This window comes from Kitasatospora sp. NPDC127116, from assembly GCF_042677365.1.
Lineage (GTDB): Bacteria > Actinomycetota > Actinomycetes > Streptomycetales > Streptomycetaceae > Kitasatospora > Kitasatospora lactacystinica.
Window position 1 is genome coordinate 1 of record NZ_JBHXTL010000177.1, and the last position, 15,932, is coordinate 15,932.

The 15,932-nt window shown below is 73.9% G+C and carries 15 protein-coding genes; 13 read left to right on the forward strand and 2 right to left on the reverse strand.

Annotation, left to right across the window (positions count from 1 at the left end; genetic code table 11):
- Positions 1-394: 394 nt before the first annotated feature.
- The 8 genes from ACFVHV_RS39655 to ACFVHV_RS39690 are packed head-to-tail and all read left to right on the forward strand — an operon-like array spanning position 395 to position 8,766.
- The gene (locus tag ACFVHV_RS39655) at positions 395-1,678 is read left to right on the forward strand and encodes a hypothetical protein (RefSeq protein ID WP_359912882.1); all 1,284 of its coding nucleotides are present in this window, start codon (positions 395-397) and stop codon (positions 1,676-1,678) included.
- Positions 1,679-1,713: 35 nt separating this feature from the next.
- Entirely contained in the window at positions 1,714-2,880 is a 1,167-nt protein-coding gene (locus tag ACFVHV_RS39660) for an inositol-3-phosphate synthase (RefSeq protein ID WP_380358197.1), read from the forward strand.
- Positions 2,877-3,791 carry an SCO3242 family prenyltransferase gene (locus ACFVHV_RS39665; protein ID WP_380358200.1) on the forward strand — a complete coding sequence of 305 codons (915 nt, stop codon included), beginning with the start codon at positions 2,877-2,879 and terminating at the stop codon, positions 3,789-3,791. Before ACFVHV_RS39660 ends, ACFVHV_RS39665 begins: the two co-directional genes overlap by 4 nt.
- Positions 3,788-4,687 (forward strand): sugar phosphate isomerase/epimerase family protein, encoded by a 900-nt coding sequence (locus ACFVHV_RS39670; protein ID WP_380358203.1) that lies wholly within the window; start codon positions 3,788-3,790, stop codon positions 4,685-4,687. The genes ACFVHV_RS39665 and ACFVHV_RS39670 overlap by 4 nt, the downstream gene beginning before the upstream one ends.
- Entirely contained in the window at positions 4,684-5,397 is a 714-nt protein-coding gene (locus ACFVHV_RS39675) for an EboA domain-containing protein (protein ID WP_359912870.1), read from the forward strand. Before ACFVHV_RS39670 ends, ACFVHV_RS39675 begins: the two co-directional genes overlap by 4 nt.
- Positions 5,394-6,254: a TatD family hydrolase gene (locus ACFVHV_RS39680; protein WP_359912867.1), complete on the forward strand. Its 861-nt coding sequence runs from the start codon at positions 5,394-5,396 to the stop codon at positions 6,252-6,254. Before ACFVHV_RS39675 ends, ACFVHV_RS39680 begins: the two co-directional genes overlap by 4 nt.
- Positions 6,251-7,381 (forward strand): metabolite traffic protein EboE, encoded by a 1,131-nt coding sequence (gene eboE, locus ACFVHV_RS39685; RefSeq protein WP_359912864.1) that lies wholly within the window; start codon positions 6,251-6,253, stop codon positions 7,379-7,381. The genes ACFVHV_RS39680 and eboE overlap by 4 nt, the downstream gene beginning before the upstream one ends.
- Positions 7,378-8,766 (forward strand): alkaline phosphatase family protein, encoded by a 1,389-nt coding sequence (locus ACFVHV_RS39690; protein ID WP_380358207.1) that lies wholly within the window; start codon positions 7,378-7,380, stop codon positions 8,764-8,766. The genes eboE and ACFVHV_RS39690 overlap by 4 nt, the downstream gene beginning before the upstream one ends.
- Before the next feature lie 10 nt (positions 8,767-8,776).
- Here the strand turns inward: ACFVHV_RS39690 and ACFVHV_RS39695 are convergent, their stop codons facing one another.
- A complete protein-coding gene (locus ACFVHV_RS39695; RefSeq protein WP_380358210.1) occupies positions 8,777-10,027 on the reverse strand; it encodes an RNA polymerase sigma factor in 1,251 nt (416 codons plus the stop codon).
- Between the two features lie 4 nt (positions 10,028-10,031).
- Complete coding sequence (locus tag ACFVHV_RS39700; protein WP_359912859.1) at positions 10,032-10,394, reverse strand: YciI family protein; 363 nt, start codon at positions 10,392-10,394, stop codon at positions 10,032-10,034.
- 210 nt (positions 10,395-10,604) lie between these two features.
- Here ACFVHV_RS39700 and ACFVHV_RS39705 point away from each other — a divergent pair, with 210 nt between their 5' ends.
- The 5 genes from ACFVHV_RS39705 to ACFVHV_RS39725 form a co-directional block, all read left to right on the forward strand.
- Positions 10,605-12,197 carry an MFS transporter gene (locus ACFVHV_RS39705; RefSeq protein ID WP_380358213.1) on the forward strand — a complete coding sequence of 531 codons (1,593 nt, stop codon included), beginning with the start codon at positions 10,605-10,607 and terminating at the stop codon, positions 12,195-12,197.
- A gap of 142 nt (positions 12,198-12,339) precedes the next feature.
- Complete coding sequence (locus ACFVHV_RS39710) at positions 12,340-12,984, forward strand: dihydrofolate reductase family protein (protein ID WP_359912855.1); 645 nt, start codon at positions 12,340-12,342, stop codon at positions 12,982-12,984.
- Positions 12,985-13,233: 249 nt separating this feature from the next.
- The gene (locus ACFVHV_RS39715; protein ID WP_359912853.1) at positions 13,234-14,424 is read left to right on the forward strand and encodes an acyltransferase; all 1,191 of its coding nucleotides are present in this window, start codon (positions 13,234-13,236) and stop codon (positions 14,422-14,424) included.
- Positions 14,425-14,454: 30 nt separating this feature from the next.
- The gene (locus ACFVHV_RS39720; protein WP_380358216.1) at positions 14,455-15,714 is read left to right on the forward strand and encodes a cytochrome P450; all 1,260 of its coding nucleotides are present in this window, start codon (positions 14,455-14,457) and stop codon (positions 15,712-15,714) included.
- Between the two features lie 11 nt (positions 15,715-15,725).
- Positions 15,726-15,932, forward strand: a 207-nt coding sequence (locus ACFVHV_RS39725; RefSeq protein WP_380358219.1) for a ferredoxin, incomplete at its 3' end; no start/stop codon positions are given.

Below are 15,932 nucleotides of genomic sequence, written 5' to 3' on the forward strand. Positions count from 1 at the left end.
GAGTGGACGCCCTCCCCGGCGACCGTCGGCTCCGACCGCAGCAGGGAAGGGGGCCCGCCGAAAACTACCGGGAGTGACTGCGAGGCCGGCTGTCCGGACTCCGCTCCCCGCCGGGACGGCAACCGCGCGAGGCCCGTCACCGGTAGGCCGGAGCGCCCGGGACTTCTCGCGTCGTGCGGTGCCCAGCAGGCCCCACGACCCCGATCCGGACTTCCTTCCACGGCCTTCACATACCGCCCGACCTGCGCATTTCCCGACCGTGCCGATGAACCCACGGCCGTCGGCGAGCGCCCGGGCGGTTCTTGACCATGCTTCGTGGACGCTGCTACACATCGACCCGTCGCCGACCTCACCGGGGCGGCGGATCTTCTGTGGGCACGACCGTGGAGGAATCGTGGCGCAATCACCCACCGTACTGGCCGACAGGCTGGACTTCCCGACCAGCCTCACCTTCGACGACGCGGGCCGGATATACCTGGCCGAGTCCGGACTGCCCTTCGGGGGCGCCGCCCCCGGCGGCCGGATCTGGCGTCTGGACCCGGGAACCGACACCTCGTCACGCACCCTGCTCGCCGACGGCCTGGCCGCCCCGGTGACCGGACTGCTCTGGCACCAGGACCACCTGTACGTCTCCGAGGGCGGGGCCGGCCGGATCGTCCGGATCGGCCCGGACGGGCAGCGGGCCGTCATCGTCGACGGCATGCCGGGGCCCGGCAACTACCACATCGACATGGCCGTGGCCGGCCGGGACGGGAAGCTGTACTTCGCCCAGGGCGCGATGTCCAACCTGGGGATCATCGGGCTGGACGCCTACGAACTCGGCTGGCTGGGACGGCTTCCGCACTCGTACGACATCCCCGGCCTCGACATCGAGCTCACCGGCTTCAACGTGACCACGGACGACCCGCTGGCCGGCCGGCCCGGCGCCCGGACCACCACCGGCGCGTTCGTCCCGTTCGGCACCGCGACCCGGGCGGGGCAGCGGATACCGGCCGGACTGCCGTGCAGCGCGGCCGTGCTGCGCTGCGACCTCGACGGCGGCAACCTGGAGCTGGTGGCCTGGGGGATGCGCAACGCCTTCGGCCTGGGCTTCCTGCCGGACGGCCGGCTGCTGGCGGTCGACCAGGGCGCCGACGACCGCGGCAGCCGGCCGATCGGCAACGCCCCCGACCTGCTGTTCGAGGTGCGCGAGGGCGCCTGGTACGGCTGGCCGGACTTCATCGGCGGCATCCCGGTGACGGACCCCGCGTTCAAGCCCACCCGCGGCCCGCAGCCGACCTTCCTGCTGGCCAACCACGGCGAACTCCCGCCGCCCGAGCGCCCGGTGCTCGACTTCGAGTCGCACGTCGCGGCCACCAAGTTCGCCGTGGCGCCCCCGCGCTCCCCGCTGGCCGGGCAACTGGTGGTCACGCTGTTCGGGGACGAGGCGCCGATGACCCTGCCGCCGGGCGGCCCCCAGCTCGGGCGCGACCTGCTGCTGGTCGACCCGACCGACTGGTCCACCCGGGGCCTGCCGTCCGGTCCCGAACTGCACCGGCCGATCGACGTCGGCTTCGCGCCGGGCGACGACGCGCTGCTGATCCTGGACTTCGGCGAGTTCGAGATGACCGACCACGGCGTGGAGTCCCGGCGGGGCACCGGCCGGCTCTGGCGCTGGGCGGGCTGGGACCGCTCGTAGGACGTCATCCCTCCTCACCGAAAGGCAGTCGCACCATGGCAGGCAGGACCGGACTTTGGCTGGTCGGCGGCAGGGGGTCGGTGGCCACCACGGCCGTCTGCGGCCTCGCCGCGTTGCGGGCCGGGCTCGTCCCCGCGACCGGCAGCGTCAGCGAGCGGCTCGACCTCGATCCGGGCGTCTTCCCCGGCTGGTCCGAGCTGGTCACCGGCGGCCACGACCTCGTTTCCACCCCGCTGGGCAAGCGGGCCGAGGAGCTCGCCGCCGCGGGTGTGCTGCCCGGCCGGCTCCCGTCGGCGGTCGCAGAGGAACTCGCGGCCGCCGACCGGGAGATCCGCCGCGGCCACGACCCGGACGACGACGCCCCGGCCACCCAGGCCGAGGCCGCGGACCGGCTCGCCGCCGACCTCGCGGGCTTCCGGCGCTCCCACGGCCTGGAGCGGGTCGTGGTGGTCAACGTCTCCTCCACCGAGCCCCCGCTCCGGCCGCTGCCCGAGCACGCCGACCTGGCCGCCCTCGACCGCGCCCTCGCCCAGGAGGGGCGCCGGGTGCTCGGCCCGGCCGCCCTCTCCGCGTACGCCGCGTTCTCGGCCGGCTGCCCGTACGTCGACTTCACCCCGTCGCCCGGCCTGCGCATCCCGGCGGTCACCCAACTGGCCGACCGGCACGGCCTGCCGTACGCGGGCTGCGACGGCAAGACCGGCGAGACCCTGCTGCGCAGCGTGCTGGCACCGATGTTCCTCGCCCGCGGGCTGCGGGTGCGCTCCTGGTCGGGGACCAATCTGCTCGGCGGCGGGGACGGCGCCAACCTCGGGGTGGCGGGCCGCGCGCAGGGCAAGCTGGAGTCCAAGACCCGCGGGCTGGCCGCGCTGCTCGGCGGGGAGGTCACCGCCCCGCTGCACATCGACCACGTCCCCGACCTCGGCGAACGCAAGGTCGCCTGGGACCACGTCTCCTTCGAGGGCTTCCTCGGCACCTCGATGAGCCTGCAACTCAGCTGGGACGGCTACGACTCGGCGCTCGCCGCGCCGCTGGTCCTCGACCTCGCCCGGCTGGTCGCCGGTGCGCACGCGGCCGGGGAGGCCGGGCCGCTCGGCGCACTGGCCTTCTTCTTCAAGGACCCGCTCGGCAGCGACGAGCACCGGCTCGCCCAGCAGGAACAGGACCTGGTGTCCTGGGTGCGACGGATCGAGGTGGCCCGATGAGGGTCGCCCTGCGTCCGTGGCTCGACCTGGTCCGGGCACCGGCGGCGCTCACCGTCCTCGGGGACACCGTGGCCGGCGCGGTCGCGGCGGGCCGTCCGCTGCGCGGCCGACGGCTGGCCCTGCCGCTCGCCTCCGTCGCCCTGTACTGGTCGGGGATGGCGCTGAACGACTGGGCGGACCGGGCGGTCGACGCGCTGGAGCGCCCCGAGCGCCCCGTCCCGTCCGGTCGGATCGCGCCCGGGGCCGCGCTCGCCGCGGCGGCCGGACTCGGCGCCACCGGGCTGGCCCTGGCCGGTCTCGCGGGCGGGGCCGACGCGCTGCGCATCGCCGTTCCGCTCACCGCCGCGGTGTGGGCGTACGACACCGTGCTGAAGCCGACCCCCGCCGCCCCGCTGGGCATGGCGGCCTGCCGCGGCCTGGACGTCCTGCTCGGCGCCGGATCCGGGCACTGGCGGGCGGCCGGCGTCCCGGCGCTGGCGCTGGCCACCCACACCCTGGGCGTGACCGCGCTGTCCCGCGGCGAGGTCCACGGCGGCCGCTCCGCCGACGCCCGGCTGGCGGTGGCCGCCACCGCGGTCACCGCCCTGCTGACCGGCACGGGCCGGGCCGCCTCGGCCCGGCACCGCACGGCCGGGGCGCTGTGCGCGCTGGGGTACGCGGCCGCCACCGGCCCCGCCCAGCTCGCCGCCGGCCCGGCGCGGTCCACCGCACCGGCCGCTGACGGCACGGCAGGCGGCACCGCTGACGGCACGGCGGCGGCGGTCCGGACCGCGACGGTGGCCGGGATCCACGGCATGGTGCCGCTGCAGGCCGGGCTGGCCGCACGGCTGGGCTCGCTGCCGGCCGCCGCGCTGGTGCTGGGCGCCCTTCCGCTGGCCCGCCGGCTGTCCGCCCGCAGGAGCCCGACATGAGCGCGATCGCCGTCGGGTACGGCACCAACGGCTTCGCCAACCACCGGCTCGCCGACGCGATCCGGGTCATCGCCGACCTGGGCTACACCTCGGTCGCCCTCACCCTCGACCACCACCACCTCGATCCCTTCGGCCCGGACCTGGCCCGGGAGACCGACCGGCTGGCGGCGCTGCTCTCCGCCGCGGGCCTGCGCTGCGTGGTCGAGACCGGCGCGCGCTTCCTGCTCGACCCGTACCGCAAGCACCACCCCACGCTGGTGTCCGGGGACGCCGCGCCGAGGATCGACTTCCTGCTCCGCGCCGTCCGGATCGCCGAGTCGCTCGGCGCCGACTGCGTGTCCTTCTGGTCCGGCGTGAGCGAGCCCGGGGTGGACGGACGGACCAACCGCGCACGGCTGGTCCAGCACCTCGGCCCGGTCCTGGCCGAGGCGCAGCACCGCACCGTGCGGCTCGGCCTGGAGCCCGAGCCCGGCATGGTCGTCCAGCACCTCGACCAGGCCCTCGACCTGCGCCGCGAGCTCGGCGATCCCGACGCCCTCGGCATCACCCTCGACGTCGGGCACTGCGTGGCCGTGGAGCCGGTGGACGCCGCGCAGTGCGTCCGGCGCGCGGCCGGGCTGCTGGTCAACGTCCAGCTGGACGACATGCTTCCGGGTGTCCACGAGCACCTGGAGTTCGGAGCGGGGCGACTCGACCTCGCCGCGACGCTGGCCGCCCTCGACGGGATCGGCTACACCGGCGTCGCGGCGGTCGAACTGCCCCGGCACAGCCATGCCGCACCGACCACCGCGCGAACGGCCCTGGCGGCGATACGCCGGGCCCAGGAGACCGTTTCCGTTCCGCCGGCGCACACGGGTGCACCGGCGTCGTCCACGATCGGAGACCGCCCATCATGACCGAGACCGAGAAACACCGCTGGATCGAAACCAGCGTCTACGGCGGGAGCCGGCCGGCCCCGCCGCCGTACCCGCACCCGCAGGACGACTGGCTGACCTGCGCCGAACGCCGGGTCCGCGAGTGGCCCGGCACGATCCACCAGGAGTTCCCGCTGGCCGGCCGGATGGTCGGGCGCGGGCCGGTGCAGCCGAACGCCGACCCGCAGGGGCTGGTGCACGGCACGGTCGACGACCGGGCCCGGGCCCGGCTGCTCGCGGTGCTGGCCGGGTCCCTGCCCGGGGCGGTCCTGGCGGCCGAGGTCGAGAAGCTCTACCGGCACGGCGACGCCGCCGAGCGGCGCGGGGTGCTGCGCGCGCTGCCGGACCTGCCGGACGGCGTGCGCCGGCTCGGCCTGGAGCTGGTCGCCGACGGCCTGCGCACCAACGACCCGCGGCTCGTCGCGGCGGCGATGGGCCCCTTCGCGGCCCGGCACCTGGAGCAGGACCAGTGGCGCCACGGCGTGCTGAAGTGCCTGTTCACCGAAGTGCCGCTGGGCGCCGTGGCGGACCTGGTCACCCGCACCGACGCCGAGCTGCTGCGGATGGCCCGCGACCTGGCCGAGGAACGGCGGGCGGCCGGCCGGGAGATCGGCTCCGACCTGCGCGTGCTGCTCGGCATGAGCGTCCTGCTGGCCCTCGTCCCCCCGCGACCGCAGGAGGCCCGGTCATGAGGATCTTCGACCCGCACATCCACATGACCTCGCGCACCACCGATGACTACCGGGCCATGCGGACGGCCGGTGTCCGGGCCGTCGTCGAGCCGGCCTTCTGGCTCGGCCAGCCCCGTACCAACCCGGGGTCCTTCACCGACTACTTCGACGGCCTGCTCGGCTGGGAGCGGTTCCGGGCCTCCCGGTTCGGGATCAGCCACAACTGCGCGCTCGCCCTGAACCCCAAGGAGGCCAACGACCCCCGCTGCGTCGAGGTGCTGGACGTCCTGCCGCGCTACCTCGGCAAGGACGGCGTGGTCGCGGTCGGCGAGATCGGCTACGACTCGATGACCAGGGCCGAGGACGAGGCGTTCGCCCGTCAGCTGGAGCTGGCCGTCGACCACGGACTGCCGGTCCTGGTCCACACCCCGCACCGGGACAAGCACGCCGGCACCCGCCGCACCCTGGACGTGGTCCGCGAGTCCGGCATCGCCCCGGGCGCCGTCCTGGTGGACCACCTCAACGAGGTCACGGTGGCGACGGTCGCCGACTCCGGCTGCTGGATGGGCTTCTCGATCTACCCGGACACCAAGATGGACGAGCACCGGATGGTCGCCGTCCTGAAGGAGTACGGCACCCGCCGGATCCTCGTCAACTCGGCCGCCGACTGGGGGAATTCGGACCCCCTCAAGACGCAGAAGGTGGGCCGGGCCATGCTGGCGGCCGGCTTCACCGCGGCGGACGTGGACACCGTGCTCTGGCACAACCCCGTCGAGTTCTACGGCCGCAGCGGGCGGCTGGTCCTCGACGAGGGGATCCGGGAGGACGCCGACGGCGCCTCCTTCGCGGGCAACTCGGTACTCCGGGGCGGATCGTGAACCGGCTCTGCTACTCCACCAACGTCCACCCGGCCGAGGACCTGCCCGGCATCCTGCGGCAGCTCGACACCTGCGCCGGTCCGATCCGCGAACGCACCGGCTTCGACCGGCTCGGGCTGGGCCTGTGGCTGGCCGCCGACGCCGCCTCCGCACTGGCCGCCGACCCGTCCCTGCTCCACCGGCTGCGGACCGAACTGGACGCCCGGGACCTGTCCGTGCTCGCCCTGAACGCCTTCCCCTACGGCGGCTTCCACCAGCGGGTGGTCAAGCACGCGGTGTACCGGCCGGACTGGACCGAACCCGCCCGCGCCGCCTACACCGCCGACTGCGCCACCGTGCTGGCCGGCCTGCTGCCCGACGACGCCGAGGGCGGCAGCATCTCCACGCTGCCGCTGGCCTGGCGCAGCCCGTGGTCCCCCGCCGCGGACCGGGCCGCCGAGCAGGCGCTGCGCCGGACGGCGGCGGCGCTGCGCACCGTCTCGGCGCGGGCGGGCCGGCCGATCCGGCTCGCCGTCGAGCCGGAACCGGGCTGCGTGCTGGACACCGTCGAGGACGCCGTCGGCTGGCTCGCCACCCGCGCGGACCTCGAATTCGTCGGCCTCTGCCTCGACACCTGCCACCTGGCGGTCTCCTTCGCCGACCCGGAGCGGACGGTGGCCGCCGTCGAACGGGCCGGCCTGCGCGTGGTCAGGATCCAGGCCTCGGCCGCCCTGCACGTGGACGACCCGAACGACCCGGCGGCCCGCCGGCTGCTCGCCGACTACGCCGAACCCCGCTACCTCCACCAGGTGCGGGAGTCCGACGGAGCCGGCCGGGTGCTCGCGGCCGACGACCTGCCGGAGGCGCTGGAGCGGCTGCCCGGCCACGGCCCCTGGCGGGTGCACTTCCACGTGCCGCTGCACGCCGCGCCCCCCGCGCCGCTGCGCGCCACCACCGATGTGCTCCGCCGGGCGGTGGCGGCCGTGCGGGAGCGGACGGTGATCGAGGTCGAGACCTACACCTGGCCGGTGCTGCCCGGGCGACCGGCCGGTGCCCCGGACGGCGCCCCCGTGGACGTCCCGGCCGGGATAGCCGCCGAACTCGCCTGGGCCGAGCGCGAACTGATCGGCGAAAGGGCGGACCGTTGAAACCCGTGGTCCTGCTGGACGTGGTCGGCCTGACCCCGCGCCTGCTGCCGTACATGCCGAACCTCACCCGGCTCGCCGAGCGCGGCGGGTCCGCCCCGCTGCGCACGGTGCTGCCCGCCGTCACCTGCAGCGTGCAGTCCACGCTGCTCACCGGCCGGCTGCCCGCCGAGCACGGCGTCGTCGGCAACGGCTGGTACTTCCGGGAGCTCGGGGAGATCCACCTCTGGCGCCAGCACAACCGGCTGGTCCGGGCGCCGAAGGTGTGGGACACCGCGCGCTCCCGGCATCCCGGCTACCGGGTCGCCAACGTCTGCTGGTGGTACGCCATGGGCGCCACCACCGACCTGCTGGTCACGCCGCGCCCGGTCTACCACGCCGACGGCCGCAAGTCGCCCGACTGCTACACCCGGCCGGCGGCGCTGCGCGACGAACTCACCGCCGAGCTGGGGCCGTTCCCGCTCTTCCAGTACTGGGGCCCGACGGCCGGGATCGCCTCCAGCCGCTGGATCGTCTCGGCGGCCCGCCGGATCCTCGCCGCCGAGCGGCCCGACCTGCTGCTGGTCTACGTCCCGCACCTGGACTACGACCTCCAGCGCTTCGGGCCCGACGCGCCGCAGGCCGTGGCGGCGGCCCGGGCGGTGGACACCGAGCTGGCGCCGCTGCTGGAGCAGGCGGAGCAGTCCGGCGCGACCGTGGTCGCGCTCGGCGAGTACGGCATCACGGCGGTGCGGCGCCCGGTGGACATCAACCGCGAGCTGCGCCGGGAGGGCCTGCTGGAGGTGTACACCCAGGCCGGGATGGAGTACCTGGACCCGTGGGCCTCGCGGGCCTTCGCCGTCGCCGACCACCAGATCGCCCACGTGTACGTCCCCGACGGGGCGGACCTGCCCAAGGTGCGCGACCAGTTGCTCCGGCTGCCCGGTGTGGCCGAGGTGCTGGACCGCGCGGACCAGGCCCGCCACGGCCTCGACCACCCCCGGTCCGGCGAACTGGTGGCGGTGGCCGACCCCGACGCCTGGTTCACCTACTACTACTGGCTGGACGACGCGCGGGCCCCCGACTTCGCGCGGTCCGTCGAGATCCACCGCAAGCCCGGCTACGACCCGGCCGAGCTGTTCTTCGACCCGGCGGACCCGCTGGCCAGGGCCCGGGCCGCGCTCGGCCTGGCCCGCAAGAAGCTCGGCCTGCGCCACACCATGAACGTGGTGCCGCTGGACCCCTCCTGGGTCCGCGGTTCGCACGGCCGCCTGCCGGACTCGCCCGCCGACGGCCCGGTGCTGATCTGCTCCGACCCGGCGTGGCGGCCCGTCCTCGACGCGGCCGGCGCGATCGGCGCCACCGACGTCGCCGAGCTGCTGCTGGGACTCCAGGGCCTGGGCCGCTGACGAGCGGCCGTCACCGGTCGTTCAGCGCTTCGGCCCGGGACTCCAGGTAGCGGCGCTCGGGGATGCTGCCGGTGCGCCGGGCGGCCTCCCGGAAGCTGTTCCGGGCGGCCTCCCGGTCACCGCTCATCTCCAGCAGGTGGGCGCGGACCGCGGCGAGCCGGTGGTGGTCCGCGAGCCGGCCGTCGGACTCCAGGGCCGCGAGCAGTTCGAGCCCGGCCGCCGGGCCGAGGGCCATCGCGCGCGCGACCGCGTGGTTGAGCGTCACCATCGGGCCGGGGGCCATCTGCTCCAGCACCTCGTACAGGGCCATGATCTGCGGCCAGTCGGTGTCCTCGGCGTGCGCGGCCTCGCCGTGCACGGCCGCGATGGCCGCCTGCACCTGGTACGGCCCCGCCACCATCCGGGGGAGGGTCTCGGCTATCAGCGCCAGTCCCTCCTTGAGCGCGGACTGGTCCCAGGCCGAGCGGTCCTGCTCGGCGAGCGGGACGAGGCTGCCGTCGGGCCTGGTGCGGGCCGGCCGGCGGGCGTCGGTCAGCAGCATCAGGGCCAGCAGACCCGCGACCTCGCCCTCCTCGGGCAGCAGCCGGTGCAGCTCACGGGTGAGGCGGATGGCCTCGCGCGCGAGCTCGGGCTGCAGCAGGTCGGGACCGCTGGTGGTGGTGTAGCCCTCGTTGAAGATCAGGTAGAGCACCTGGAGCACGACCGCCAGCCGTTCCTTGCGCTCGCTCTGCGGAGGCATCCGGAACGACGACCCGGTGGACTTGATCCGCTGCTTGGCCCGGCTGATCCGCTGGGCCATGGTCGCCTCGGGGACCAGGAAGGCGTGCGCGATCTGCACGGTGGTGAGACCGCCGACGGCGCGGAGGGTGAGCGCGACCTGCGAGCCGGGGGTGAGCGAGGGGTGGCAGCACAGGAACAGGAGGGTGAGCATGTCGTCCTGCTCGGCCGCCTTCGGCTCCTCGCCGGGACCCGGCGTCACCGTCTCGTCGGCCGGGGTGAGCGCGGCGGCGGTGGCCTCGCGGCGCTGGCGGGCCTGCTCGCTGCGCAGCCCGTCGATCACCCGGCGGGCGGCCACGGTGATCAGCCAGGCGCGGGGGTTGCCGGGGACCCCCTGTTCGGGCCACTGGACGGCGGCTGCCAGCAGGGCGTCCTGGACGGCGTCCTCGCAGGCGTCGAAGTGCCCGTAGCGGCGGACGACCGCGCCGAGGACCTGCGGTGCGAGCGATCGGAGCAGGTCCTCGACCCGGACGTCACGGTTCATCGGCTCAGCTCTCCGTATCGGCTTCGAAGACGACCTGGCGCACCTCGACGCCGGTGTACCGGGCGTCGGGGATCAGGCCGGCCAATTCGATCGCGCGTTCCTTGGACGCGCACTCGACCAGGTAGTACCCGGCCAGGAACTCCTCGGCGGCCAGGTAGGGGCCGTCGGTGATCGCGGGCAGCCCGCCCCGGACCCGGACCGTGGAGCTGCCGGACGGATCGGCGAGGGCCTGGGTCACCACCATCTCACCGGAGTCGAGGATGTTCTGCTGGAACGTGGCGTGCCCGGAGAAGACCTCGTTGCGCTCTCTCTCGGACAAGCCGTCCCAGACTACCGGGTTCATGTGGATCAGCAGCATGTACTTCATCTCATCATTCCTTGGTCCCTTGCACGGCCGACTGGTGCTCTGCACTTGAGACGTCGCCGCCGAGGACCCTCCCTCGACATCCAAGCCCAGATCACGGCCCTTCGCGCGGGTTTCCGCCGCAGACGTCGAGACCGTGTCGCCGGGTCCGACGTTCCGGGTGTGACGGCACCCCCGGGTGCCACCTGCCCGAGAATCCGGAAGGACCCCGTGATGAGCGACACCACACCCCCCAGCGCGCCCGCGCCCCGGGCCGGACGGCGGGAGTGGATCGGGCTGGCCGTCCTCGCCCTGCCCGCCCTGCTGGTCTCGATCGACGTCTTCGTGATGCTGCTGGCCCTGCCCAGCCTCGCGGACTCCCTCCATGCCGGCAGCGTGCAGCAGTTGTGGATCACCGACATCTACTCGTTCATGCTCGCCGGCCTGCTCGTCACCATGGGATCGCTCGGCGACCGCATCGGCCGGCGCAGACTGCTGCTGATCGGCGCCGCCGCGTTCGGGCTCGCCTCCGTCGCCGCCGCCTACGCCGTCAACCCCGCCATGCTGATCGCGGCGCGCGCCCTGCTCGGCGTCGCCGGCGCCACCCTCGCGCCGAGCACCCTCTCGCTGATCACCGCCATGTTCCAGGACGCCCGGCAGCGCGGCGCCGCCTTCGGCATCTGGGGCGCGTGCTTCTCGGCCGGCGCCGTCGCCGGCCCGATCATCGGCGGCACCATGCTCGCCCACTTCTGGTGGGGCTCGGCCTTCCTGATCGGCGTCCCCGCGATGGTGCTGCTGCTCGTGCTCGGCCCGGTGCTCCTGCCCGAGTTCCGCGACCCCGAGGCCGGGCGCCCGGACCTGATCAGCGTGCTGGAGTCGCTGGCCGCCGTCCTGCCCGCCATCTGGGGCCTGAAGGAGATCGCCAAGGACGGGTGGCAGCCCCTGTCGATCGCGGCCGTCCTGGCCGGCCTCGGCTTCGGGATCCTCTTCGTCCACCGCCAGCACCACCTGACGCATCCGCTGCTCGACCTGGGCCTGTTCCGGCACCGCGCCTTCACGGCCGCGCTGCTCAGCCTGTTCCTCGGCACCATGCTCACCGGCGCGGTGATGTTCTTCGTCACCCAGGCCCTGCAACTGCTGTACGGACGCGACCCGTTGCACGCGGGCCTGTGGATGCTGCCGGCGATCGCCGCCAACACGGTCGGCTTCACCCTGTCCCCCAGGCTCGGTCAGCGCTTCCGTCCGGCGTACCTCATCGGCGGCGGACTGGTCCTGGCCACGATCGGCATGGCGGTGATCACCGGGGCCGAACCGGGATCCGGCCCCGCCGTGCTGATCGCCGGATTCGCCGTGGTCTTCCTCGGCTCCGGCCCGATGGTCACCCTCGGCATGGGCCTGGTCATGGGCTCCGCCCCGGTCGAGAAGGCCGGCTCCGCGGCCGCGCTCAACGAGACCAGCGGCCAACTCGGCTTCGCCCTCGGCATCGCGGCCCTCGGCAGCGTCGGCGCCGCCGTCTACCGCGGCGCGCTGCGCCTTCCCGAGGGCCTGCCCGCCGAGGCGGTCCGGGCCGCGGGGGACTCCCTCACGGGCGCGCAGGAGGCCGCCCGTTCACTGTCCGGCGAGGTCGCCGACGCCCTGCTGGCGCCCGCCCGGGCCGCCTTCGCCGTCGAGCTCCACACCGTGGTCACCGTCGCCGGCGTCCTGCTGCTGGCCACCGCCGCCCTGGTGACCGCCCTGCTCCGCCACCTGCCGCCCACCGGCCGGCCGTCGGACGAGGCCGCCGCCGGGCCCGCCGGGGGCTCCGGCACCGTCCCCGCGGCGGGCTGATCGCGTCCGTCCCACCCGCCCGACGGGGCGGTCACTCGTACGGCGTACCTCCCCGTGCCCTGCCGACGACGCGGTCGTTGTGGGCGCGGGCGCCCGGTCCTGCGGGCGGCCCGGATCGCCCACGAGGAAAGGTGTGGACCGCATGTCGCAGTTGGTGTCGGTGCAGTGCTTCAACCTGTCGCGCGACGGCTTCGGAGCCGGCGAGGGACAGTCCCTGGAACGGCCGTTCGGCCACGCGGACCCCTCCCCCTTCTTCTCCTGGGCGGGAGCCACCGCGAGCTGGGTGAACCGCGCCGACCCCGGCGGCACCCGCGGCCTGGACGACTACCTGACCCGCGACCACGCCCGCCCGCCGGGCGCGGTGATCATGGGGCGCAACAAGTTCGGCCCCCAGCGCGGCCCCTGGGAGAACCACGACTGGCAGGGGTGGTGGGGCGCCAACCCGCCGTTCCACGCGCCGGTCTTCGTGCTCACCCACTACGAGCGCCCGTCCTTCACGCTGTCCGACACCACCTTCCACTTCCTCAACGCGACGCCGGAGGAGGCCCTGAAGCACGCGAAGGCGGCCGCCGGGGACCGGAACGTGCGCATCAGCGGCGGGGTGAGCACCGTCCGCGAGTTCATCGACGCCGACCTGGTCGACACCATGCACTTCGCCGTCGCCCCGGTCGACCTCGGCCGGGGGGAACGGCTCTGGAAGAGCCACACCGAGCTGCTCGACCGCTTCCACCTCGACACGGTACCCAGCCCGAGCGGGGTGACCCACCTCCTGTTCTGGCGGCGGTGACCACCGGCGCGTACGACCGCGCCCTCCCGTCGTGACCACCGCTCCTCCGTGGCCGGGGCCTTCGCCCCGGCCACGGTCGTGCCGGCGCCCGGGCCGTCACCGGCCCGCGATCAAGGGCAGCACGTTGGAAGAAATCATGATGTCGAATCGCCTCCCCCGGTTACGACTATGACGCGAGTAGCGCCGCGCGCCCACCGAAGACCGGGTGGTGCCGCCCCGGCGTTCCGCCTCGGAGAAAAGGGGTTGCCCATGAATTCGCCACTACCGGCGAGAACGGTGACGCTGCCGTCACTGGAAGGCCTCCGGGCCGTCGCCGTCGTCTTCGTCTTCGCCAGCCACGCGCTCGTCCTCGGAGCCTTCAAGGACCCGAACGCCCTCTCCGTCTTCAGCACCCTGACGGGCGACGGGCGCATCGGGTTCCTCGCGGTGTCGTTCTTCTTCGTCCTCAGCGGCTTCGTCCTCACCTGGTCGTCCAAGCCCGGTCAGACCGCGACCGGCTTCTGGCGGCGCAGGGTGATGCGCATAGGCCCCTCCCACGTCCTGATCGCGGTCGTCGCCCTGACCCAGTTCGCCGCCGCGGGCGAGACGATCAGATGGGGACCGGCCCTCGCCAACCTCTTCCTGGTCCAGAACTGGTGGCCCTCCCAGGACCTGATCATGTACCAGTTCAACGGCGCGACCTGGACGCTCGCGGTGGAGATGCTCTGCTACGCGATGTTCCCGCTGCTGGTCCGGTTCGTCCGGCGGCTCGGCAACCGGGCGCTGTGGTCCTGGATCATCGGCCTCGGCGCGACCGCCGTCCTGCTCCCGGCGATCAGCTACCCGCTGCTCTCGGGATTCCCGCCGAGCCAGTTCTACCCCGCGGGGTCCTGGCCCCAGCTGTGGGCGCTGTACTTCTTCCCGCCCGTGCGGTGCATCGACTTCGTGATCGGCATGTTCCTCGCCCGGATCGTCGCCTCCGGAAGCTGGCCGAGGATCCGGATCCTGCCGGCCGCCCTGCTCAACCTCGCCGTCTTCCTGCTGCTGTTCCACCTGCCCATCCCCTTCGGGATAGCGGCGCTCTACCCCGTCCCGGCCGCGCTGCTGATCGGCGCGCTCGCCGTCCGGGACCTGTCCGGCCGGCGTACGGCCCTCAGCGCGCCCTTCATGGTGCGGCTCGGGGAACTGTCCTTCGCCTTCTACATCATCCACATCACCGTGATGTTCGCGGTGCACGCGGCGTTCGCGGGCGACCTGGTGGGCTACGCCCACTCGTACACCCCGACGGCGTTCAGCACGCCCGTCGCCATCGCGTTCGTCATCGCCCTGTACGCCCTCTGCGTCGCACTGGCCTGGGTCCTGCACAAGACCGTGGAGATGCCGGCCATGCGCCGCTGGAGCCGCCCGGCGGCGCAGCGTGCGCCCAAGCGTCCGAACCCGGAGCCCCAGCCACAGACCTGAGCACCCCTCGCACGACGATCGGAGACAGCCATGGCCGAAGCCACCGACCCGACCTCCCACTCCGACCACTCCGACCACTCCGACCACTCCGACCACTCCGACCACTCCGACCACCCGTCCTACCCGATGCCCCGGACGTGCCCGTACACGCTGCCGGAGGGCTACCAGGAGCTCCTCGACCGGCCGACCCTCGGCAAGGTCCGGCTGCCCAGCGGCAAGCTCGCCTGGGCCACGGCCCGCTACGAGGACGTCAAGGCGATGCTGGGCGACAACCGGTTCAGCTCCGACCTGCGCCGCCCGGGCTACCCGCTGATGATGGACCACCAGGTCCCCGCGCCCGAGTTCTCCACCTCGCTGGTCGGGATGGATCCCCCCGAACACACCCTGGCCCGGCGCGCGGTGGCCGCGGACTTCACCCCCCGCAGCATCAACCGCCTGCGGCCCCGGATCCAGGAGATCACCGACGAGTACGTCGACCGGCTGCTGGCCGGCCCCCGTACCGCCGACCTGATCGACGCGTTCGCCAACCCGGTGCCGCTGCTGGTGATCTGCGAGCTGCTCGGCGTCCCGTTCGCCGACCGGGAGTTCTTCCTGCGGACCTCCTTCACGGTGATGAACGCCACCACCCCCGAGGCCGGCGGGGTGGCGACCGCGGAACTCATGGGCTACATGGACGGGATGGTGACCGACAAGGAGCGGACCCCGACCGACGACCTGATCGGCCGGCTGGCGGCGCGGCGCGGCGAGCCGGGCGTCCCCGACCACCGCGACCTCGTGGGGATGGCCTTCATGCTGCTGATGGCCGGCCACGAGACCATCGCGAACGTCATCGGTCTGGGGGCCATGCTGCTCCTCGAACGGCCGGTGCTGCGCAAGTCGCTGGCCGCCGACCCGTCGCGTTGGCCGGCGACGATCGACGAGCTGGTGCGCTACTTCACCATCGCGGAGATCGCCAACTCCCGGGTGGCCCTGGAGGACGTCGAGATCGGCGGGGTCCGGATCGCGGCCGGCGAGGGCGTGCTCGGTCTGACGGTGGGAGCCAACCGGGACCCGCTGCGCTTCGCGGACCCGGACGTCTTCGACCCCGACCGCGTCGAACGCAGCCTGGCGTTCGGCTTCGGCGCGCACCAGTGCATCGGTCAGCACCTGGCCAGGACCGAGCTGGAGGTCGTCCTGACGACCCTGTTCGAGCGCATCCCCGAGCTGCGGCTCGCCGCGCCCGTGGAAGCGCTGCGGTTCAAGGAGGAGCACGTCAACTACGGCCTGCACGCGTTGCCGGTCACCTGGTGAGGGGGAACTCCATGCGGATCCGTACCAACCCCGACAGCTGCATCGGCGCGGGCCGGTGCTACCTGGCGGCACCCGACCTGTTCGACCAGGACGACCGTGACGGCACGGTCGTGGTGCTGGCCGACCGGGTCGCGGGGGCCCAACTCGCGGGCGCCCGGACGGCGGTCGAGGAGTGCCCGACGCGCACGCTGTCCCTGACCGAGGAATCGGACGTGCCC